Origin of the sequence: Croceicoccus mobilis (assembly GCF_001661965.1) — a bacterium.
GTDB classification, from domain to species: domain Bacteria; phylum Pseudomonadota; class Alphaproteobacteria; order Sphingomonadales; family Sphingomonadaceae; genus Croceicoccus; species Croceicoccus mobilis.
The window spans coordinates 232703-252625 of sequence record NZ_LYWZ01000022.1; the positions used below are offsets into that span (position 1 = coordinate 232703).

Annotated in this window: 19 protein-coding genes; 6 read left to right on the forward strand and 13 right to left on the reverse strand. The window is 63.2% G+C overall.

What is annotated here, in order from left to right:
* Positions 1-100: 100 nt before the first annotated feature.
* Both A9D13_RS08630 and clpB read right to left on the reverse strand, forming a co-directional pair.
* Positions 101-1564, reverse strand: a complete 1464-nt coding sequence (locus A9D13_RS08630) for a tetratricopeptide repeat-containing sulfotransferase family protein (protein ID WP_082922230.1) — start codon at positions 1562-1564, stop codon at positions 101-103.
* 87 nt (positions 1565-1651) lie between these two features.
* On the reverse strand, positions 1652-4231 hold the full coding sequence (gene clpB, locus A9D13_RS08640) for an ATP-dependent chaperone ClpB (RefSeq protein WP_066772535.1): 2580 nt from the start codon (positions 4229-4231) through the stop codon (positions 1652-1654).
* A 316-nt stretch (positions 4232-4547) separates the two neighbouring features.
* Between clpB and A9D13_RS08645 the strand changes: the two genes are divergently transcribed.
* Entirely contained in the window at positions 4548-7481 is a 2934-nt protein-coding gene (locus tag A9D13_RS08645) for a M16 family metallopeptidase (RefSeq protein ID WP_082922231.1), read from the forward strand.
* An 86-nt stretch (positions 7482-7567) separates the two neighbouring features.
* Here A9D13_RS08645 and gatB read toward each other — a convergent pair whose 3' ends face one another.
* From gatB to rpsU, 7 genes are all read right to left on the reverse strand, one after another.
* A complete protein-coding gene (gene gatB, locus A9D13_RS08650) occupies positions 7568-9058 on the reverse strand; it encodes an Asp-tRNA(Asn)/Glu-tRNA(Gln) amidotransferase subunit GatB (RefSeq protein ID WP_066772537.1) in 1491 nt (496 codons plus the stop codon).
* The gene (locus A9D13_RS08655) at positions 9055-9294 is read right to left on the reverse strand and encodes a hypothetical protein (protein ID WP_172808132.1); all 240 of its coding nucleotides are present in this window, start codon (positions 9292-9294) and stop codon (positions 9055-9057) included. Before A9D13_RS08655 ends, gatB begins: the two co-directional genes overlap by 4 nt.
* 33 nt (positions 9295-9327) lie before the next feature.
* On the reverse strand, positions 9328-9708 hold the full coding sequence (locus tag A9D13_RS08660; protein ID WP_066772543.1) for a hypothetical protein: 381 nt from the start codon (positions 9706-9708) through the stop codon (positions 9328-9330).
* The gene (gatA, locus tag A9D13_RS08665) at positions 9699-11183 is read right to left on the reverse strand and encodes an Asp-tRNA(Asn)/Glu-tRNA(Gln) amidotransferase subunit GatA (RefSeq protein WP_066772544.1); all 1485 of its coding nucleotides are present in this window, start codon (positions 11181-11183) and stop codon (positions 9699-9701) included. The genes A9D13_RS08660 and gatA overlap by 10 nt, the downstream gene beginning before the upstream one ends.
* Positions 11183-11485 carry an Asp-tRNA(Asn)/Glu-tRNA(Gln) amidotransferase subunit GatC gene (gene gatC / locus A9D13_RS08670; protein ID WP_066772545.1) on the reverse strand — a complete coding sequence of 101 codons (303 nt, stop codon included), beginning with the start codon at positions 11483-11485 and terminating at the stop codon, positions 11183-11185. The genes gatA and gatC overlap by 1 nt, the downstream gene beginning before the upstream one ends.
* 72 nt (positions 11486-11557) lie before the next feature.
* Entirely contained in the window at positions 11558-12088 is a 531-nt protein-coding gene (locus A9D13_RS08675) for an FKBP-type peptidyl-prolyl cis-trans isomerase (RefSeq protein ID WP_066772546.1), read from the reverse strand.
* A 122-nt stretch (positions 12089-12210) separates the two neighbouring features.
* The gene (gene rpsU / locus A9D13_RS08680) at positions 12211-12417 is read right to left on the reverse strand and encodes a 30S ribosomal protein S21 (RefSeq protein WP_066772550.1); all 207 of its coding nucleotides are present in this window, start codon (positions 12415-12417) and stop codon (positions 12211-12213) included.
* Between the two features lie 353 nt (positions 12418-12770).
* Here rpsU and crcB point away from each other — a divergent pair, with 353 nt between their 5' ends.
* From crcB to A9D13_RS08705, 5 genes are read left to right on the forward strand one after another with little or no spacing between them, the layout of a single operon-like run.
* Positions 12771-13187 (forward strand): fluoride efflux transporter CrcB, encoded by a 417-nt coding sequence (crcB, locus tag A9D13_RS08685; protein ID WP_066772551.1) that lies wholly within the window; start codon positions 12771-12773, stop codon positions 13185-13187.
* Positions 13187-14440 carry an RluA family pseudouridine synthase gene (locus A9D13_RS08690; RefSeq protein WP_066772553.1) on the forward strand — a complete coding sequence of 418 codons (1254 nt, stop codon included), beginning with the start codon at positions 13187-13189 and terminating at the stop codon, positions 14438-14440. The genes crcB and A9D13_RS08690 overlap by 1 nt, the downstream gene beginning before the upstream one ends.
* Positions 14437-15099: an HAD-IA family hydrolase gene (locus A9D13_RS08695; protein WP_066772554.1), complete on the forward strand. Its 663-nt coding sequence runs from the start codon at positions 14437-14439 to the stop codon at positions 15097-15099. The genes A9D13_RS08690 and A9D13_RS08695 overlap by 4 nt, the downstream gene beginning before the upstream one ends.
* Positions 15096-15362: a hypothetical protein gene (locus tag A9D13_RS08700; RefSeq protein ID WP_066772555.1), complete on the forward strand. Its 267-nt coding sequence runs from the start codon at positions 15096-15098 to the stop codon at positions 15360-15362. Before A9D13_RS08695 ends, A9D13_RS08700 begins: the two co-directional genes overlap by 4 nt.
* Entirely contained in the window at positions 15359-16054 is a 696-nt protein-coding gene (locus A9D13_RS08705) for an ATP12 family chaperone protein (RefSeq protein WP_066772556.1), read from the forward strand. The genes A9D13_RS08700 and A9D13_RS08705 overlap by 4 nt, the downstream gene beginning before the upstream one ends.
* A gap of 24 nt (positions 16055-16078) precedes the next feature.
* On the opposite strand, the gene A9D13_RS08710 is transcribed toward A9D13_RS08705, so the two are convergent.
* From A9D13_RS08710 to A9D13_RS08725, 4 genes are read right to left on the reverse strand one after another with little or no spacing between them, the layout of a single operon-like run.
* A complete protein-coding gene (locus A9D13_RS08710; RefSeq protein WP_229665193.1) occupies positions 16079-16708 on the reverse strand; it encodes an ABC-type transport auxiliary lipoprotein family protein in 630 nt (209 codons plus the stop codon).
* A gap of 14 nt (positions 16709-16722) precedes the next feature.
* Positions 16723-17661 (reverse strand): MlaD family protein, encoded by a 939-nt coding sequence (locus A9D13_RS08715; RefSeq protein ID WP_066772561.1) that lies wholly within the window; start codon positions 17659-17661, stop codon positions 16723-16725.
* Positions 17662-17676: 15 nt separating this feature from the next.
* Positions 17677-18714 carry an ABC transporter ATP-binding protein gene (locus tag A9D13_RS08720; protein ID WP_229665194.1) on the reverse strand — a complete coding sequence of 346 codons (1038 nt, stop codon included), beginning with the start codon at positions 18712-18714 and terminating at the stop codon, positions 17677-17679.
* A complete protein-coding gene (locus tag A9D13_RS08725) occupies positions 18714-19820 on the reverse strand; it encodes an ABC transporter permease (protein ID WP_066772562.1) in 1107 nt (368 codons plus the stop codon). Before A9D13_RS08725 ends, A9D13_RS08720 begins: the two co-directional genes overlap by 1 nt.
* Positions 19821-19923: the final 103 nt, after the last annotated feature.

Consider the following 19923-nt stretch of genomic DNA (forward strand, 5'->3'; position numbering starts at 1 on the left):
AACTGGAAAGGGCCCCGCAAGGGGCCCTTTCTTTTTATGTGCCGTCTCTGATTTGCCGATCCGCCTGAGCGGAAGTCGCAGCGCCATATACGGCCCGGCCTTACCCCTGCCAGGCTTGCAAAAACTGCTGCTGGAATTCGGAGTATCGTGCAGCCTTCCCCACTGCGGAAGCCGAAATGGGGCTTCGAACCTGCTGAACGCTTGCGGTTCGCACAAGCCTGCGCACCTTGTGCGAAGAGTGATGCATGGCTGGCTCATCCGCTATGCCGACGTGGTCTGCGATCCGCGTGATCCATTTCCCCGGCTCGCCGACCATCGCTTCATAAGGCACGGTCAGAATGCGATCGGGGAACAACGCGGTCCAGTGCCGGTAAAGCTCATCCTCCAGCTTCATGTAGTGAGCGATATCGGCCGCATGCCAACTCCACGGCATTGAGGACGTGAACAGGGTGCGGAAACACGAAAGCGCACAATCAGCAGGATCGCGCCGCATCCAAATAATGCGGGCATCGGGCAAGACGTTGAGCAAGAGGCCCATCATGCGCGATTGCAGTAATGTCTTGTCGACCACGCGGCCGGTTGGCCCGAAACGCATTTTCAGCATCTTCTCGTATGTAGCAGCCACCGAGGCCCAGGCACCTGCCGGGTCGACGCTCCGCGTCTGAAATGCCAGCCCGTCAGCAAGGCCGCTCCCCCCGATCGCGGAGACCAAAGCCGCGCGAAACAGGTTTAACTCACCGCCATCACTAACCTGTGATCCGGCCATTAATACCTGCTCGACCATCGTCGTCCCCGAACGGGGCAGACCATTTACAAAGATCGCGCGCGAACCCTCATGGCGAGAAGGGACAAGTCGCTCAAGGCCGGACGAGCTGAAATCGCTCATCAATTGCCTCGTTGCCTGCTCGGCACCTGCAGGGTCGTAAGGTTCGATCTGCCGACGCTGGGCGGCCCCTGACGAATAACACGCAAAGGCTTGGTCCGTATCGCCAAGATCGTCAAATGCTTTCGCCAAAGCATAATATAGAGCAGCCTGTGACCGCGCGGGCATGGCGGCGATATGCGGCAAGGCCGCCTTCATTGCCTCAAGGTCGGGATCACCCGGCTGAAAATTCTTGATCATGGCTAGCGCGTACCAACTTGGAGGAGATATTCCCGTCCGTGTCACGCGCTGAAACAAGGCGATAGCTTCCTCGAAATCCCCTTCCTGGCTTGCAAGGGTTCCAAGGAAGTGAAGCACACCGGGGCTTGTGCGGGCATTTTCCGGCAAACGAGCGATATCGGCGCGGGCCTCTTCGGTACGCCCTTGCGCGGCAAGTTCACCCCAATAGAATTGTTTACGAGCCAGATTCACAGGGCGCGTTGCTGCAAAGCGGCGCGCGGCTTCCAGTGCGATTTCGATTTCGCCGATACGACTGGCAAGCTGGTGGTGATGCCTGAAACGCTCACCATTGTCGGGTGAGACTTGCAGATCCTTTTCAAGCAGTGAAACGGCAAGTTCGCGTTCGTGCCGTTCAAGCGCTGCGATCGCCTGAAGTATAAGGGGCTTGGTTCCCGGGATCATTTCGCGCTCCTACGCTTATCTTGCTCGCAAGAGAAGCGGCCAAATCCGCAGCAACCCAAGCCCCCGATTACGCTCACTCCGGCAGTCCTAACTGACGCTCATCTTCAGCGCGCCGTCGCCTTCCTCGATGGTCACAGTCGAACCGTCGGGAATTTCACCGCCCAGCAGCATGTCGGCCAGCGGGTCCTGCAGGTAACGCTGCACCGCGCGTTTAAGCGGACGCGCGCCATAGACCGGGTCGTAACCGACCCGCCCCAGCCAGCGTTTCGCCGCATCGGTAAGGTCCAGAGTGATCTTGCGATCCTTCAAGAGCTTCTGCACGCGCTTGACCTGGATCTCGACGATCGGGGCCATGTGTTCGGCGCCCAGACGGTGGAACAGGATGATCTCGTCGAGGCGGTTGAGGAATTCGGGCCGGAAATGCCCGCGCACCACGTCCATGACCTGCGGCTCGACATCCTCGACCTTCTGCCCGTCCTCCATGTTCGCCAGATACTGGCTGCCAAGGTTCGAGGTCAGGATGATCAGCGTGTTCGAGAAGTCGACCACGCGGCCCTGCCCATCGGTCAGGCGGCCATCGTCGAGCACCTGCAACAGCACGTTGAACACGTCGCTGTGCGCCTTCTCCACCTCATCGAACAGCACGACCTGATAGGGCCGCCTGCGGACCGCCTCGGTCAGAACGCCGCCTTCCTCATAACCGACATAGCCCGGAGGCGCGCCGATCAGGCGGGCGACTGCGTGCTTCTCCATGAATTCCGACATGTCGATGCGGACCATCGCACTGTCGTCATCAAACAGGAATTCGGCCAAGGCCTTGGTCAGTTCGGTCTTGCCGACACCCGTGGGGCCAAGGAAGAGGAAGCTGCCCAGCGGACGGTTCGGGTCCTGCAGGCCCGCACGCGCGCGGCGCACGGCCTTGGACACGGCGACCACGGCCTGCTCCTGCCCGATGACGCGGGTGCCGATGGCCTCCTCCATCTTGAGGAGTTTTTCACGCTCGCCCTCCATCATCCGGTCGACCGGCACACCGGTCCAGCGGCTGACCACTCCGGCGATGTCGTCCTCGGTCACTTCCTCGCGCAGCAGCGCGTTTTCAGACTGTGCCGAAGCTTCCGCCAGCTGTTTTTCCAGCGCCGGAATCTTGCCGTATGAAAGCTCGCCCGCCTTGGCGAGATCGCCTGCGCGCTGCGCCTGCTCCAGCTCGATGCGGGCAGCGTCCAGCTCTTCCTTGATCTTGCCTTCGGCCGCGATCTTGTCGCGTTCGTTCTGCCAACGGGTGGTCAGCTCGCTCGACTGCTGCTCAAGATTGGCCAGCTCTTCGCGCAAGGTCGCCAGACGGTCGGCGGACGCACTGTCGGTTTCCTTCGACAGGGCGGATTCCTCGATCTTCAGCTGGATGATCCGGCGGTCGAGATTCTCGATCTCCTCGGGCTTCGATTCCACCTCCATGCGAATGCGCGAGGCCGCCTCGTCCATCAGGTCGATGGCCTTGTCGGGCAGGAAACGGTCAGAGATATAGCGGTTCGACAGCGTTGCCGCCGACACGATCGCGCCATCGGTGATGCGCACCCCGTGGTGCAGTTCGTATTTTTCCTTGAGCCCGCGCAGGATCGAGATCGTGTCCTCGACCGTCGGCTCACCCACGAAGACGGGCTGGAAACGCCGCTGCAATGCGGGGTCTTTCTCGACGTATTTCTGATACTCATCAAGCGTGGTCGCGCCGATGCAATGCAATTCGCCGCGTGCCAGCGCGGGCTTCAAGAGATTGCCCGCATCCATCGCGCCTTCGCTCTTGCCCGCGCCGATCAGCGTGTGCATCTCGTCGATGAACAGGATGATCTCGCCCTCGGCGCCCTTCACCTCGTCAAGCACGGCCTTCAGCCGCTCCTCGAACTCGCCGCGATATTTCGCGCCCGCGATCAGGCTGCCCATGTCGAGCGCCATCAGGCGCCGATCCTTGAGCGAATCGGGAACGTCGCCATTGGCGATACGCAGCGCCAGCCCTTCGGCGATGGCGGTCTTGCCCACGCCGGGCTCACCGATGAGAGCGGGATTGTTCTTGGTCCGGCGGGCAAGGATCTGCACGGTGCGACGGATTTCCTCGTCGCGCCCGATCACCGGGTCCAGCTTGCCGTCACGCGCTGCGGCGGTCAGGTCGCGGGCATATTTCTCCAGCGCATCATAGCTTTCCTCCGCGCTCGCGGTATCGGCCTTGCGGCCGCCGCGCAGCTCGGTGATGGCCGCTTCCAGCGCCTGCGGCGTGACATTGCCCGCCTTCAGCGCCTCGCCCGCAGGGGTAGTGGTGGCCAGCGTCAGCGCGAGCAGCAGGCGTTCGACGGTGACATAGCTGTCGCCCGATTTCGTGGCGAGCTGCTCGGCCTGATCCAGAACCCGCACGGCATCATTGTCGAGCCCCGGCGTCGCTTGCGCCCCGCCGCCCGAAACCGCCGCGATCTTGCCCAGCGCCACATCGACCTCCGCCTGCGCGTAGCCGGGATTGCCGCCCGCGCGCTGGATGAGGCCTGCGGCCATGCCCTCGCCGTCTTCCAGCAGGGCCTTCAGAATATGGGTCGGCGTGATCCGCTGATGGTTCATGCGGATCGCCACGGTTTGCGCTGCCTGCAGGAAACCCTTGGCGCGATCGGTAAATTTTTCGAGATTCATGGGAAATTACCCGCCTGTCTGACCTGAACCTGTGTTGCTCCGACCCTAGATAGTGTTGCTTAAATGCAACACAAGGCCTCCTCCCCCGCAACGCGGCGATTTTTACCGCCACGCCGCTGCGAATATGAATTTCGGTCCGGCCCGCGCGCTTTTCAAGCCGTTCATCCCCCATGCTGATCGACGAGTGTATGACAAAGCTCGACAAATGTCGGGCAATGGCTGGCATTCGTCTATCAGCTTGGTATCAACGGTAATTATTTCGCGCGCGATCCCCAATCGTGTTCCCCCAATCGCGCCGATCCGGACTGGAGTTGTCATGCATCTTTCCACCCGGCTGCTGCTGGCAGCCTCCGCACTCTCGCTTTCCGCCCTGCCCCACGCGGCCATCGCCAAAAGCGCCGGGACGAGCGTCGCCGCGACTGCCGCCGCCGACATGAAGGCCGCGCCGCTTGCCGATCTCGTGCAGGGCGTCGACATTCCCTATTCGATGTTCAAGCTCGACAATGGTCTGACCGTGCTGGTGAACGAGGATCGCTCGGCCCCGCTGGTCGCGGTTTCGGTCTGGTACAGGGTCGGGTCCAAGAACGAGCCCGAGGGCAAGACCGGCTTTGCCCACCTGTTCGAGCACCTGATGTTCAACGGTTCCGAAAACGCGCAGGGCGATTTCTTCAAGCCGCTGCAGCAGATCGGCGCGACCGATCTCAACGGCACGACCTGGTTCGACCGCACCAATTATTTCGAGACCGTCCCCTCGGGCGCGCTGGATGTCGCGCTTTTCCTCGAAAGCGACCGGATGGGCCATTTGCTTGGCGCGGTGACGCAGGAAAATCTCGATAACCAGATCGGTGTCGTCCAGAACGAAAAGCGGCAGGGTGACAATGCGCCCTTCGGCCTCGTCGATTACGAGATGCTGGAAACGCTCTACCCCTCGGGCCACCCCTATCACCACGATACGATCGGCTCGATGGACGACTTGTCGGGCGCGACGATGGCTGACGTGCAGGGCTGGTTCAAGGATCACTACGGCCCCAACAACGCCGTGCTGGTGCTGGCAGGCGACATCGATGTCGCCACGGCCAAGGAAAAGGTCGCGCACTGGTTCGGCGAGATCCCGGCAGGTCCCGCCGTCCAGCCGGTCGCGGCGCCTGTCCCCACGCTCGACAAGCCGATTTCCAAGACCATCACCGACAAGGTCGCCACTACGCGCATCTATCGCGCATGGGCGATCCCCGGCCTTAACGACAAGGATGCGGTCGCGCTGGAAATGGCGGGCAGCGTTCTGGGCGGCCTCGCCTCCTCGCGGCTCGACAACGAACTGGTGCGCGGCAAGCAGCTGGCTGTGAAGGTTTCGGCCAGCGCGCAGCTGTTCCAGCAGGCGGGCCAGTTCGAGGTTTATGCCGATCTCAAGCCCGGCGTGGAGCAGGGCGAACTGGAAGCCGCGCTCGACGCCGAGATTGCGAAGCTGATCGCCAAGGGTCCCACCGCCGACGAACTGAAGCGCGCCGCGACCAATTATGTCTCGAGCGAGATCAAGGGCCTCGACAGCCTTGGCGGCTTTGGCGGCAAGGCGCCGACGCTGGCGCAGGGTCTCCTGTATTCCGACGATCCCGAATTTTACAAAAAGCGCCTCAATCGGATCGCCACGATCACGCCCAGGGAAGTGCAGCAGGCGGCCAAGCGCTGGCTCTCCCGCCCAGTGTTCAAACTGGTCGTCGAACCGGGTGAACGCACCGAAGGCGGCGAAAACCGCGGCGGTTTCGTGACCGGTCGCGAGCAGACGGGCGCGCAGCCGGCGTTCTATTGGAACCCCGACAATATGGCAGGCCCGCTTGGCAGCGGCATAACCGCGTCGGTGCAGGCCGCTGCAGCGGCAGTCGTTCCCGATCGATCGCAGATCCCGGCGGTCGACACGCTGCAGCCGCTGGACTTCCCCGATATCGAGCGTGCCGTTCTCGACAATGGCATGGAAATCTATGTCGTTCGCCGCGAAGGCGTGCCAGCGGTTACCGCGCGCCTCAGCTTTGACGCGGGCGGCGCGGCAGACCCCGAAGGGGCGCTTGGCACGCAGGCGCTGATGCTGGATTTGATGGATGCGGGCACGACCACGCTCGACGCGACCGAACTTGCCATCGCACAGGAACGGCTCGGTGCCTCGATCTCTTCGGGGTCGAGCCGGGATTCGACGAATTTCACGCTTTCGGCGCTGAAGCCGAACCTGGGCGCTTCGTTCGAACTCCTTGCCGATTACGTGCGCAACCCCGCCTTTGACACGACCGAGCTGGAGCGCGTGCGCGCGCAACAGCTGAACGCGATCCAGGCGGAAAAGACGCAGCCCTCCGCCGTGGCGCAGCGGTTCTTCTACCCCGCGATCTATGGCGACAAGCATCCCTATGGCCGCGCCCCCAGCGGCCTCGGAAATGCCGATGTCGTCGCACAGCTCACCGCGTCCGATCTCAAGGGCTTCCACGATACCTGGCTGCGTCCCGACACGGCGCGCCTGTATGTCGTAGGGGACACCACGCTCGATCAGGTGGTCGAACTGGCGAACGAAACCTTCGGCAATTGGAAGCGCCCGGCGATGCCCGCCCCGCAGAAGAATTTCGACGTTGCGATCCCCAGCCCCGAACCGCGCGTAATCCTTATCGACCGTCCCGGTTCGCCGCAGTCGATGATCATTGCCGGCAAGGTGCTCGACAAGACGGGCCGCGACGATCTCGTCAATCTGGCTTCGGCCAATGACGTGATGGGCGGCAATTTCCTGTCGCGCCTCAACATGGACCTGCGTGAAACGAAGGGCTGGTCCTATGGCGTGCAGAGCTTGCTGGTGCGTCCGGAAAACCAGATCGCCTTCATGATCTACGCCCCGGTGCAAAGCGACCGGACCGGCGATTCCATCGCCGCCATGCGCAGCGACATTGCCGACTTCATGGGGCCGAACGGCGTGACCGGCGAAGAGCTGGAGCGCACCATCAACGGGCAGGTTCGTTCGCTGCCCGGCACGTTCGAGACCGGCGGCGACGTGCTGGCCGGGCTTTACAATATCGTGGAGCTGGATCGTCCCGACAATTACTACGAACTGCTGGCCCCGCGCTATCAGGCGATGACGGCACAGGCGCTGGACGATGCGGCACGCGGTCAGGATCTTGGCGACGGCCTTGTCTGGGTCGTCGTGGGCGATGCCAATGTGGTGAAGCCGCAGCTGGAACAGCTGGGCCTGCCGGTCGAGGAAAAGGACATCTCGGGCGAATGATCGCCCGGGGTTTCCGGCCCCAATAACAAGAAAGGGGCGCCGGTCGGATCTGACCGGCGCCCCTTTTCTCTGTTTTTCCGGCGACCTTAGCCCAGCTTGGTCTTCAGGATCTCGTTCACGATGGCGGGATTGCCCTTGCCCTTCATCGCCTTCATCGTCTGGCCGACGAAGAAGCCGAAGAGCTTGTCCTTGCCGCCGCGATATTCCTCGACCTTGTCGGCATTGTTCGCCAGCACTTCGTCGATCACGGCCTCGATCGCGCCGGTGTCGCTGGTCTGCTTCAGGCCCTCGGTCTCGGCGATCTCGTCCGGTTCGCGGCCGGTTTTCAGGACGATCTCGTAGATCTCCTTGGCCTGACCGCCGCCGACAGTGCCCGCCGCCTGCAGCGCGATAATGCCGGCATTGGCGACAGTGGTGTCATTGGCCTCATCCGCGTCTTCGGTCGCGTTCTTCACGCCCGGAGCCACGGACAGCACCCAGTTCGCCACCTGCGTCGCGACATCTTTTTCGGGCTTACCCGTCTTATCGGCCGTCGCGCCCAAGATCGCCTCGTATCGCTGATAGACATCGACGTCGGCGGTCAGCTGGCCCGCGTTATAGGCGGACAGGCCCAGCTCGTTCTCATAGCGGTGGCGCTTCGCGTCCGGCAGTTCGGGCAGGCTTTCGCGGCAATCGTGCAGGAACGCATCGTCCAGCTCCAGCGGCAGCAGGTCGGGATCGGGGAAGTAGCGATAATCATGCGCGTCTTCCTTTGACCGCATGGTCCGCGTGGTGCCGGTGTCGGGATCGAACAGGCGCGTTTCCTGATCCACGGTGCCGCCCGATTCGATCACGTCGACCTGACGGTTTGCCTCATACTCGATGACCTGCATGACGAAGCGAACCGAGTTCACGTTCTTCGTCTCGGTCCGCGTGCCGAATTCATCGCCCGGCTTGCGGACGGACACGTTCACGTCGGCCCGCATCGAGCCTTCTTCCATATTGCCGTCGCACGAACCGACATAGCGCAGGATCGAACGCAGCTTGCGCACGTATGCACCCGCTTCGGCAGGAGAGCGCATGTCGGGCTTCGACACGATCTCCATCAGCGCGACGCCGCTGCGGTTGAGGTCGACATAGGACATGGTCGGATGCTGGTCGTGCATCAGCTTGCCCGCGTCCTGCTCGACATGGATGCGCTCCACACCGATGCGCTTGGTCGCCTCGGGGTTCTTTTCATCGGGCGAGACATCCAGATGCCCCTCGCCCACCAGCGGGTGGTAAAGCTGGCTGATCTGGTAGCCCTGCGGCAGATCGGCGTAGAAATAGTTCTTGCGGTCGAACCGGCTCCACTTGTTGATCTGCGCGTCGATCGCCATGCCGGTGCGCACCGCCTGACGGATGCACTCGCGATTGGGCACGGGCAGCATGCCCGGCATCGCGGCATCGACAAGGCTGACCTGCGTATTGGGTTCCGCGCCGAAAGCGGTGGCGGCGCCCGAAAACAGCTTGGCCTTCGACGTGACCTGCGCATGGACTTCAAGGCCGATCACGACTTCCCATTCGCCCGTGGCGCCCTGGATACGATAGGTGCTCATTCTTCTTCCCAATTCAGTTCGGCGGCACGCTTGATCGCGGCGAATTGCTTGTCGAAAATCGGCATGATCTTCACAGTCAGCTCTTCGGGCAAATGCTCCAGCGTCCGCGCCACGCCTTCCAGCGACACATCGACATCGTATGGCGAGACGAGGCCGGTGCTGGCCATCATGCGGATCGACTGCAACGAGGCATTCAGCGCCGCCATGGCGAGCGTGTATTCGGCCGAGACGGTCAATTCCAACGCTCCCCCATATGGCAGCGACAATCCTCAGACATCATTCTGACCCAACAGATGCGATTCGACTTTCTTGATTTCCAGCTTGGCCAAGTCATTAAATTTGCCCGTGCCGGTAATGTTGATCTCTTCGAGATACATGACGCTGAGGTCCCTATGCTCGGGAAAATTTTTCAGCTCCCGGATGCTGGCGACAAGTGAGGCGCCACATTGACTATCGGTCTTTGGCCTATTCAATGTCGAGTGGAGGTAGTCCATGACCTCGTTGTATCGCATGATCCGGGATTCATCCGCACCGTCAACCGACCAACGAACTGCAATTTTCGTCGTAACGTAGCTCATCATCCAGAACGGAATCACCATTCCGAACAGAATCAGTCCAAGTGCCGCCCAGCCAAAGGCATTCACCACCATTTCTCCGGCGTCGCGGTAAAGCCCGCCGCATTTTCGATGGCGAGGCCGGCGTTCAGCACGCCCTGCTCGTCGAAAGCCTTGCCGATGATCTGCAGGCCAAGCGGCAGGCCTTCACGGTTCACGCCAGCCGGAACGCTCATCGCGGGCAGGCCCGCCAGCGAAGCGGGCACGGCGAAAACATCGTTCAGATACATCGCCAGCGGATCGCTCATCTTCTCACCCAGCGCGAAGGCCGCAGTGGGGCAGGTCGGCGCAAGGATCACGTCGCACTGCTCGAAAGCCTTGGCGAAATCCTGCGCGATCAGCGTGCGGATTTTCTGCGCCTGATTGTAATAAGCGTCATAGAATCCGGCCGACAGCACATAGGTGCCGATCATGATGCGGCGCTTGACCTCGGCCCCGAAACCCTCGGCGCGGGTGGCGGCGTACATGTCCTGCAGGCCAGCGCCTTCAGGCAGGTCGCGCAGGCCGTAACGCACGCCGTCATAGCGCGCGAGGTTGGACGATGCCTCTGCCGGGGCGATGATGTAATAGGCGGGCAGCGCATATTTGGTGTGGGGCAGCGAGATATCGACGATCTCGGCGCCCGCCGCCTTCATCCACGCGATGCCGTCGTCCCAGCTTTTCGCGACATCCTCGTCCATCCCGTCCATGCGATATTCGCGCGGGATGCCGATCTTCTTGCCCTTCATGTCGGGATTGAGGCCCGCTTCCCATTCGGGGACCGGCATGTCCAGCGAAGTCGAATCCTTCGGATCGAAACCCGCCATCGCCTCAAGCATGATGGCGCAGTCACGCGTATCGCGCGCCATCGGGCCCGCCTGATCCAGCGACGAGGCAAACGCCACCACGCCCCAGCGCGAGCAGCGGCCATAGGTCGGCTTGATGCCGGTGATGCCGGTGAAGGCCGCAGGCTGGCGGATGGAGCCGCCAGTGTCAGTGCCGGTCGCCGCCGGGCACAGGCGCGCGGAGATCGCGGCGGACGAGCCGCCCGACGAACCGCCGGGGGCGAGAGCCGCATTGCCGCCATCCTTGCGCCGCCACGGGCTGATGACATTGCCGAAAAAGCTGGTCTCGTTCGACGAACCCATCGCGAACTGGTCGAGGTTGAGCTTGCCCAACATGCCCGCGCCCGCATCCCACAATTTCTGGGAGACGGTCGATTCGTACTGCGGCTTGAAGCCTTCCAGCATGTGGCTGGCAGCCGTCGTCTGCACGCCAGTGGTGGCGAACAGGTCCTTCATGCCGATCGGCACGCCGCCCATCTTGCCCAAAGGCTGTCCGGCTGCGCGCTTCGCATCCACCGCCTTGGCCGCGTCGACCGCCGCTTCCGGCGTCGCCACGATAAAGGCGTTAAGGGCAGAGGCCGCCGCGACATTGGCGTTGAACGCCTCTGCCACCTCGACAGCGGTGAAGTCGCCAGCGGCGACACCGTCGCGGATCGCCGCGACGCCCAGTTCAGTCAGATTGGTCATTATTCGATCACCTTGGGCACGCCGAAGAAGCCATGTTCGGCGGCGGGGGCATTGGCCAGCACTTCGTCGCGCTTGCCGCCGCCGGTCAGCGGGTCGGCATCGACGACATCGTCGCGCAGGCGCAGCGTATTGGGGATGACAGCGGTCATCGGCTCGACGCCGGTGACATCGACCTCGCCCAATTGCTCGACCCAGCCAAGGATCTGGTTCAGTTCAGGAACGAGCGCCTCGGCCTCTCCATCGCGCAGGGCGATGCGAGCGAGTGAGGCGATCTTTTCGACCGTTGCTTTATCGACAGACATGGCAGGGGCGATTAGCCGCCCCTGCGCCCGATGCCAAGCGGGTGCGTGCGTGCACCCGCCAAAAATTTTGCGTTACTGCGCGCCCTGCGGTGCGCCACCGGGACCGCCAGGGCCACCCATGCCGCCAAGGCCCATCGCCTGCATCTGCTGCTGGATCGCGCGCAGTTCGGCTTCGGAACGGAAATCGAGCAACTCGACCTCGAACGTCAGGTCGGCATTGGGCGGGATCGCGCCGTTACCGGCGCCCTCTGCGCCATAGGCCTGATCGGAAGGGATGTAGACCTCGTATCGGCCGCCCTTCTTCATCTGGAGCAGCGCATCGCGGAAGCCGGGGACCACGCCCTTTACCGGGAATACAGCGCCTTCACCCTGGTCGAACACGGTGCCATCGGGCAGCTTGCCGGTGTAATTGACGTTGACCACGTCATCCAGCGTAGGCGATCCGCCGGTGCCTTCCGAAAGCGTCGTGACCTCAAGCCCGTGATAGCGCGAGGCATAGGCAGCGCCTGCGGCCAGCAGAACGGCGATGACGACGCCGATCCACAGCTTGGAAAGAATGCCCTTGCCGATCGGCTGGAGCGGGACGCGGGTGATTTCTGCCATATTATTGCGCTTTCCGGATCAAATGCAAAAAGGGCGCGAGGTCGAATGACCGTCGCGCCCCTTTGGCTTATGCAGCGATAAGGTTCAAGGCTCTATAGCCCCTAGCCCAAACGCCAGGCGTCTTACTTGACGCCGTCACGCTCCATGCGCTTACGCTCAAGCTTGCGAGCGCGGCGCACGGCAGCAGCCTTTTCACGGGCGCGCTTTTCGCTGGGCTTTTCGTAGTGGCGACGCAGCTTCATCTCGCGATAGACGCCCTCACGCTGCAGCTTCTTCTTGAGCGCGCGGAGAGCCTGGTCGACGTTGTTATCGCGGACGATGATCTGCATAAAAGCCTGCTACCTCAAATTCTTTGCATGACGGGTGCGGGCAGACATTGCCTGCACCAACCGCCGGATGAAACGGATCAAACAAAACAGGGCCGCATCCCACACGCGAATCGACGCCCAAAGGCGAATCTGTGTGAAGGACCGGCCAAAACCGGCGGTGCCGCTAACAGCATGCCGATATGAAAGCAAGCATGAAAGCCCGACAAGCGGTCCTCATGCCCCTGCGATCTGTTGCCTACATAGCACAGATGGGGGCGCACCCGCAAATCCACAAGTGCAATGCCCGATAGCGCGCCTGAGCGCGTAAACACCCCTTTCGCCTTTGCGTTCCCGCCGCTACACGCACAGGCCAGATGGCCACCCCTTCCCCCCTTTTCGCTTCCGCACTCGTCGCCATTGGCGGCGGGACCGGCGCTGTCCTGCGCTATCAGCTCGGACGTCTCGTCACGAAGCTGATGCCTGCGGCATCGGGCGCATTTCCGTGGGGGACGATGGCCGCCAATGTCATCGGCAGCGCAGCCATGGGTCTCCTGATCGCATGGCTCGCGTCTTATGACACGCATCATGGCGGCGGGGGTGAGCACTGGCGGCTGATCCTGGGGGTTGGCCTGCTGGGCGGATTTACCACTTTCTCATCCTTTTCGATGGAAGCCGTACTTCTGTGGCAACGGGGCGAGCCGGTTCTGGCCGCGACTTATGTTTTCACCTCGCTCGCGCTGGGGCTTGCGGGGCTGGTAGCCGGGCTTACACTTGCCCGGGGGATGATCTGATGGCGGACGACCGCAGCAATTCTGGTGACAATAATATCCGCCGCTTCACCGTGGGCGCGGATGACGATGGCGCGCGGCTCGACCGCTGGTTCAAACGGCACCTGCCGCAGATCGGGTTCAACACGATCTCGCGCTGGGCGCGGACCGGGCAGATCAGGCTGGACGGCAAGCGGGCCAAGCCCGAAGACCGCATCACCAAGGGGCAGGAAATCCGCGTGCCGCCGGGTGGAGCGGAAATGTCGACCGCACGCCCCGAACGCCGCCGCGTGCCCTTGACAGAGGAAGAGCTGGCCGAAGCCGATGCGATGGTCCTCCACCGCGACCGCGCCGCCATCGTGCTGAACAAGCCGCCGGGGCTGGCGACGCAGGGCGGTACCGGCACGAAGCACCATGTCGACAAGCTGCTCGACGCTTTCGTGCCCGAGGGTGACACCCGCACGCCCAAGCCCAAGCTCGTCCACCGGCTCGACAAGGATACGAGCGGCGTATTGCTGACGGCGGCGACACCGGGCAGCGCGGCGTTCTTCTCCAAGCGGTTTTCGGGCCGCAGCGCGAAGAAGATATATTGGGCGCTGGTGACGGGCGTTCCCGACATCTCGGCGGGCACGATCGACCTCGCGCTGGCGAAGCAGCCGGGCACGGGCGGCGAAAAGATGATGCCGCTCGAAGATGGCCAGCCCGCCAAGACGAAATACCGTGTCGTCGACCGCGCCGGCAACAAGGCCGCGTGGGTCGAGCTGGAGCCGCTGACGGGGCGCACCCACCAGCTGCGCGTCCACATGGCCGCGATCGGGCACCCGATCGTGGGCGATGGCAAATATGGCGGGCAGGCTGCGTTCCTGACCGGCTCAATCAGCCGCAAGATGCACCTGCATGCGCGCCGCCTGATCATCGATCACCCCGATGGCGTGCCGCTGGACGTGACCGCTCCGCTGCCCGAACATTTCGCCGCCAGCATGGAACAGCTGGGTTTCGACGAGACCATGAGCGACGCCTCGCCCGAGGAAGGCCCCCCGCCGCCCACGCGTGAGGACAAGAAGATTGCCGCGCGCCGCCATGCCAAGGAGATCCGCAAGGAACGCCGCGGCGAGCGGAAAACGCGGGTTGTCTCGGGCGGGAAGGCCGCGAAATTCGGGACCACGAAGCCCGGAAAGCCCGGCAAGAACGACCGGTCGGCCAGGCCGGTGAAGAAAGGTCCGACCAAGGGCAAGGGCTCGTTCCGGAAGGGTCCGCCAAAGGGCGCGAAGAAATGAGCCGGGTTGCCATCTTCGATTGCGACGGCACGCTGGTCGATGGCCAGGCCAATGTGTGCATCGCGATGGAAGAGGCATTTGCCGCCTCCGACCTCGAGGCGCCGTCCCGCTCGCTGATCCGCCGTGCGGTCGGGCTGTCACTGCCGCAGGCGATGGCCATGTTGCTGCCCGGCAGCACCGCTGCCGAACAGGAAATGCTGGCCGAACGCTATCGTATAGCCTTTCGCGAACACCGCCGCGCCGGACTGATTGATGAGCCCTTGTTCGACGGTATGCGCGAATTGCTGATCGACCTGCATGAAAGCGGCTGGCAACTGGCTGTCGCCACCGGCAAGTCGAAGCGCGGGCTGCGCCACTGCCTTGAAACGCATGGGATCAAGCATTTGTTCTGCAGCCTGCAGACCGCTGACGATCACCCGTCGAAGCCCGATCCCGCGATGATCAATACCGTGCTGTGGGATACGGGTTTGCAGGCGGGCGACGCAGTGATGATCGGTGACACCAGTTTCGACATGATGATGGCAGGCGCTGCCGGCGTGCGCGCATTGGGCGTCGACTGGGGCTATCACGGCGGTGAGGAACTGCTGGCCACAGGCGCTGTCGGCGTTGCCGAAACGATGAACGATCTGCGCAAGATGATCGAAGGCGACCAGCCATGAACGATCCCGCCGCCAGCCGGTTCTTCACCATCCAACTGCTGCGCATGGCGGGCGTTGCGGTCGTCGTCTATGCGCTGCTGGTGCTGCAGGGGTCCGCTCCTTGGCCCGATGGCGTGCCGAGATGGATAGCCTATGTCATGCTGGTCGCAGGGCTGACCGATGCGCTGCTGGTGCCGACCCTGCTGTCGCGGGTGTGGAGTTCGCGCCGCATCGACCAGCGCCGCGAGCATGGGCACCGGAATTTCGAGGACCAGGATAAGTGAAGCGTTTCTACCGCGAAGTGACCGTCCGCGAAGATGCGGACGGCTGGCAGGTCATGCTCGATGGCAGGCCGCTCAAGACGCAAGGCGGCGCGCAGCAGATCGTGCCGTCCCGCGCGCTGGCGGACATGCTGGCAGCGGAATGGGATGCGCAAGGGGACAAGATCGATCCCCAGACCTTCCCCATGCGCGACATGACCGACTACGCCATCGACCGCGTGGCCAAGGACCCGGCAGCCGTGATCGCCAGCATCCTGCCTTATGCCGAAACCGACACGCTGTGCTATCGCGCCGATGATGGCGATGCGCTGCGCGAACGGCAGGATGAGGCGTGGGAGCCGCTGGTATGCGATGCCGAAGCGCGCCTTGGCTGCCGGTTTTCACGCGCGGCGGGCATCGTGTTTTCCGCCCATCCACCAGAGACCATGGCCGCGATGCACGCCGAGCTTGAGGCGATGGACGCCTTTACGCTGGCCGCGCTCCAGAACCTTGCCAGCCTTGCCGCCTCGCTGATCGCGGGGCTGGCGGCATTGTCGCCGGACGCGGATGTGGAGGCATTGTTCGCTGCCGCAAATCTGGAAGAGGACTGGCAGGCGCAGCAATGGGGCTGGGACGGCGATGCGCTGGCCCGCCGTGGCTCGCGAGAGGCCGGCTTCAGGCTGGCGCGCGATTTCGCGCTGGCCGCACGCGGTTGAACGAGCAGCCCCGCGAGGGGCTGATTATTTGCCCGGATCGAACCAGTTCGCGACGTCGAGCGCGACGGCATTTGCCGCCTCGTTCAGCGCAGGTGCGACGGAGATGACATCGGGCGTCAACCCGTCGACCGTGTGGGAGAAACGCTGCGAACGTACCGTGCCATCGGGCGCTATCTGCACCGCGTCATAGGTGACGATCACGCTGGAGGAGCGTGCGTTATAGCCCATGTCGACCAGCTGCCCATAAAGCCGCGTGCGATTGGGAAGGCCAGGATCGACACCTTCGACCACCAGCATGCCGCCCTTGGCCCGCAGCGTTTCAGCCAGCAGGTGCTGGAACAGCCGCGCGGGGCGATCGACATAGGTCGCGCCTTGTAGATAGGCGACCGAGCTGTCGTCGATCTGTACCGGCACGCGCTTGTTGTCCAAACGGTTCTGAACCTCGGGCTCGAAGACGAAGACCGCCTCGTCCACCTGCCCGCTTTCGCTCGCGCCCGCCGGTGCCACGGCGCGCGGGGTCAAGTCGATCAGCTGGTCGGGCTGTTCCCCGCCGCCACCGATGCTGACGCAGCCCGAAAGCGCGGTAAGGGCCAGTGCCGGGGCCGCGATGGCGGCCAGTTTCCACGAACGGTTCATTCTCGTCATCTCGCTCATCAGCATGGCCATGATCACGGCTGGTAATCGGGCAGCTTCTCGCCCCCGATCAATCCGCCTGCGCCCTGGTCGTTCAGCTTTTCGGTAATGCCGCGCAGGGCCCGCGTGGTGGAACGCAAGTCACGAATGGCGGCCTCGGTCTCGGGCAGGGTCGTTTCGGAGAACTGCTGCGCTGCCGGGCGGACATCGTTCATCGTCGCCTCCAGCGTGTTCATCGCGTTCTCCGCGCTCTGCAGCGTTTCGCGCAGCTGGTCGGCCAGCGGACGCCCCTCGCCGTCGATCAGGCTGTTGGTCGATGCCGCCACCTTCTCGAACTCGGCCAGCGTGTTGTTCGCCTGCCGCAAGGTCGCCTGCAATTCGGCCATGGTCTGGTCAATGCGCGGGCTGGCCTCGGCCAGGTTGCGCGTCATGCGATTGGTATTCTCGAGGATGCCCTCGATCGATTCCTGGTTCTTGTCCGACAGCACCATGGTCATGCGCTCGGTCAGCGTCGCCAGCCGTTCCATCAAGAGCGGCGCGTTGGTGAGCAGTTCGCCAAGCCCGCTCTTCTTCGTCGGGATGACGGGCACGCCTTCGGGCCCCTTCTCCGTAATCGGCGGAGCGCCGCGCACGGCGCCCTCCATCTGGATCGTCGAAACGCCGGTAAAGCTGCCCTGGATGCTGGCGGTGGTGCCCTGAAGCACGGGCACGTCTTCATCGATCTTGATGCGCACGCGCACGAACTCGGGGTCCTTCTTCCAGAGTTCGATCGTCGTCACCTGCCCGACGGGGACGCCCGAATAGGCAACCTCCGACCCGCGGGCGAGACCGCTGACCGACTGCTTGAAGAAGATGTCGTACTGGTCCTGGCTTCCCTCGTTCAGCCGGGCGAGCCAGATGACGAAGGCCGCGCCCAGCGCAAGGAGCAACAGGGTGACAGCCCCGACCCATATATGGTTTGCCCGAGTTTCCATGCTTACAGCTGTCCCCTATGCCCCGCGGGGCCCTTCATTGTCCATGGCATCGTCTTCGCCGTCATTATCGCCGTCTCTGGCATCGGCAACGCCCTGATCGCCATCCGCGCCCCAGACCCGCGCCGCATCGGCGCTATACGCGCCAACGCCGCCGGTCAGGTCGCCGTCGATTTCTTCATCCGGCTTGTCGTGCCGCTTGCCGCGTTCGCCGCTTTGATGCGTCGCTTCGGCGGAGCGGCCGCGCGGGCCGTTGAAATATTCCTGGATCCACGGGTGATCCAGCGCCAGCAGTTCGGGGATCGTCCCGACCGCAATCACCTTTTTATCGGCCAGCACCGCCACCCGGTCGCAGATCGCGTAAAGCGTGTCGAGATCATGGGTGATCAGGAACACGGTCAGCCCCAGCGTGTCTGCCAGTTCGCGCGTCAGATTGTCGAACGCTGCCGCGCCGATCGGGTCGAGACCCGCGGTCGGCTCGTCCAGAAACACCAGTTCGGGATCGAGCGCCAGAGCGCGGGCAAGGCCTGCGCGCTTTTTCATGCCGCCCGACAGTTCGGACGGATATTTGCTCGTCGCTTCTTCCGGCAGGCCGGACAGGCGCACCTTGTAGCGCGAAATCTCGTGCCGCAGCTCGTCCGAAATCTCAGGATAGAACTGCTTGAGGGGAACCTCGACATTTTCCGCCACGGTGAGCGTGGAGAACAGCGCGCCCCCCTGGAACAATACGCCCCAACGCGAGCGGATGTCGGCATCATCGTCACTGTCGTGATCGGTGATGTCGTGTCCCATCACCTCGATCCGGCCCGACTGCGGATGCTGCAGCCCGATGATGGATCGCATCAGCACCGATTTGCCCGTGCCCGATCCGCCCACCACGCCAAGGATCTCGCCCCGCTTGACCTTGAGCGAGAGATCCTCGTGCACGGTCTGCTCGCCAAAGGCATTGGTGATGCCTTCGACCACGATGGGATATTCGCCATCGAATTCGGGCGGAACCGGTTGCGCCTCGTTTATGGCGCGGGCGATCAGCTTGTTTGCGCGCTTGCTGCCCATTACGCCCAGCCCACCTCGGTAAAGAACACCGCGAAAAACGCATCCAGCACGATCACCATGAAGATCGCCTGCACCACCGCCATGGTCGTGCGCTTGCCTACATCCTCTGCGTTTCCGGAAACCTGCATGCCTTGATAGCAGCCCGACAACGCCACGATCAGGCCGAAGACCGGCGCCTTGACGAGGCCGACCCACACATCGGTGATGGGCACGACTTCGCGGATGCGCTGGAGGAAGGTCCAGAACGGAATGTCCAATGCGAAATTGGCGATGAAGGCGCCGCCAATGATCGCGACGACCGAAGAGAAGAAGCACAGCGGGATCATCATGAAGACCGCCGACAGAATGCGCGGCAATACCAGCCGTTCCATCGGGGAAACGCCGATGGTGCGCATCGCGTCCACTTCCTCGGTCAGTTTCATCGTGCCGATCTGCGCGGCAAAGGCGCTGCCTGAACGGCCCGCGACCATGATCGCGGTCATCAGCACGCCCAGCTCGCGGAAAGCGAGGCGGCCCGTCAGGTTGATCGTATAGATCTCCGCCCCGAACTGCGCCAATTGCACCGCGCCCTGCTGCGCGATGACGATACCGATCAGGAAGCTCATCAACCCGATGATGCCCAGCGCCGACACGCCGACCAGTTCGAACTGGCGCACGATCGGCACCAGCGGGAAACGGCGGGGGTGGCGGATGACCGATCCCATGGCAAGGATCGTGCCGCCCAGGAACGAGATGATGCCCAGAACGCCGCGGCCCCATTCGACCACGATTTCGCCCATCGATTCGGCGACGCGTTCGAACAGGCCCAGCCTTTCGGGATGGATCGAGGCGCTGCTTTCGGCGGCCTTCACCGCGTCGATCAGCCTCTCGGCCTTTTCGCTCGCGCCCGTGATCTTTGCATCAAGGTCGGTCGCGGCGCGCCAGATCGACCATGCGCCGACCGTGTCGATGGCCGAAACCCCCGAGATATCGATGGCTTCCAGCGAATCGAGTTCGCGCAGGCGATAGTCCAGAGGACCGATAGACGAGACGGTCAGCGGTCCCGTGACCGCAAGCACCGTGCCCCCATCGCCCTCGCGTGTCTCGAAATCCGCCCATTCGCGCATGATTGGCCTCATGGTCGAAAAATCGGCCAGTCACAAGCGTGTCGCTCATCTTTGGGTAAGGGTTTCTCGCGATGCTCTGGCGCAAAGGGCGTTCACAGGTGCT

What these genes read in the sequence shown, in the direction of transcription:
- crcB (WP_066772551.1), top strand. Translation starts at nt 12,771, where the DNA reads ATGGCCACCCCTTCCCCCCTTTTCGCTTCCGCACTCGTCGCCATTGGC.
- gatC (WP_066772545.1), bottom strand. Translation starts at nt 11,485, where the DNA reads ATGTCTGTCGATAAAGCAACGGTCGAAAAGATCGCCTCACTCGCTCGC.
- A9D13_RS08715 (WP_066772561.1), bottom strand. Translation starts at nt 17,661, where the DNA reads ATGGAAACTCGGGCAAACCATATATGGGTCGGGGCTGTCACCCTGTTG.
- gatB (WP_066772537.1), bottom strand. Translation starts at nt 9,058, where the DNA reads ATGAGCACCTATCGTATCCAGGGCGCCACGGGCGAATGGGAAGTCGTG.
- clpB (WP_066772535.1), bottom strand. Translation starts at nt 4,231, where the DNA reads ATGAATCTCGAAAAATTTACCGATCGCGCCAAGGGTTTCCTGCAGGCA.
- A9D13_RS08720 (WP_229665194.1), bottom strand. Translation starts at nt 18,714, where the DNA reads ATGGGCAGCAAGCGCGCAAACAAGCTGATCGCCCGCGCCATAAACGAG.
- rpsU (WP_066772550.1), bottom strand. Translation starts at nt 12,417, where the DNA reads ATGCAGATCATCGTCCGCGATAACAACGTCGACCAGGCTCTCCGCGCG.
- A9D13_RS08630 (WP_082922230.1), bottom strand. Translation starts at nt 1,564, where the DNA reads ATGATCCCGGGAACCAAGCCCCTTATACTTCAGGCGATCGCAGCGCTT.
- A9D13_RS08675 (WP_066772546.1), bottom strand. Translation starts at nt 12,088, where the DNA reads ATGGCAGAAATCACCCGCGTCCCGCTCCAGCCGATCGGCAAGGGCATT.
- A9D13_RS08700 (WP_066772555.1), top strand. Translation starts at nt 15,096, where the DNA reads ATGAACGATCCCGCCGCCAGCCGGTTCTTCACCATCCAACTGCTGCGC.
- A9D13_RS08660 (WP_066772543.1), bottom strand. Translation starts at nt 9,708, where the DNA reads ATGGTGGTGAATGCCTTTGGCTGGGCGGCACTTGGACTGATTCTGTTC.
- A9D13_RS08710 (WP_229665193.1), bottom strand. Translation starts at nt 16,708, where the DNA reads ATGAGCGAGATGACGAGAATGAACCGTTCGTGGAAACTGGCCGCCATC.
- gatA (WP_066772544.1), bottom strand. Translation starts at nt 11,183, where the DNA reads ATGACCAATCTGACTGAACTGGGCGTCGCGGCGATCCGCGACGGTGTC.
- A9D13_RS08645 (WP_082922231.1), top strand. Translation starts at nt 4,548, where the DNA reads ATGCATCTTTCCACCCGGCTGCTGCTGGCAGCCTCCGCACTCTCGCTT.
- A9D13_RS08725 (WP_066772562.1), bottom strand. Translation starts at nt 19,820, where the DNA reads ATGCGCGAATGGGCGGATTTCGAGACACGCGAGGGCGATGGGGGCACG.
- A9D13_RS08690 (WP_066772553.1), top strand. Translation starts at nt 13,187, where the DNA reads ATGGCGGACGACCGCAGCAATTCTGGTGACAATAATATCCGCCGCTTC.
- A9D13_RS08695 (WP_066772554.1), top strand. Translation starts at nt 14,437, where the DNA reads ATGAGCCGGGTTGCCATCTTCGATTGCGACGGCACGCTGGTCGATGGC.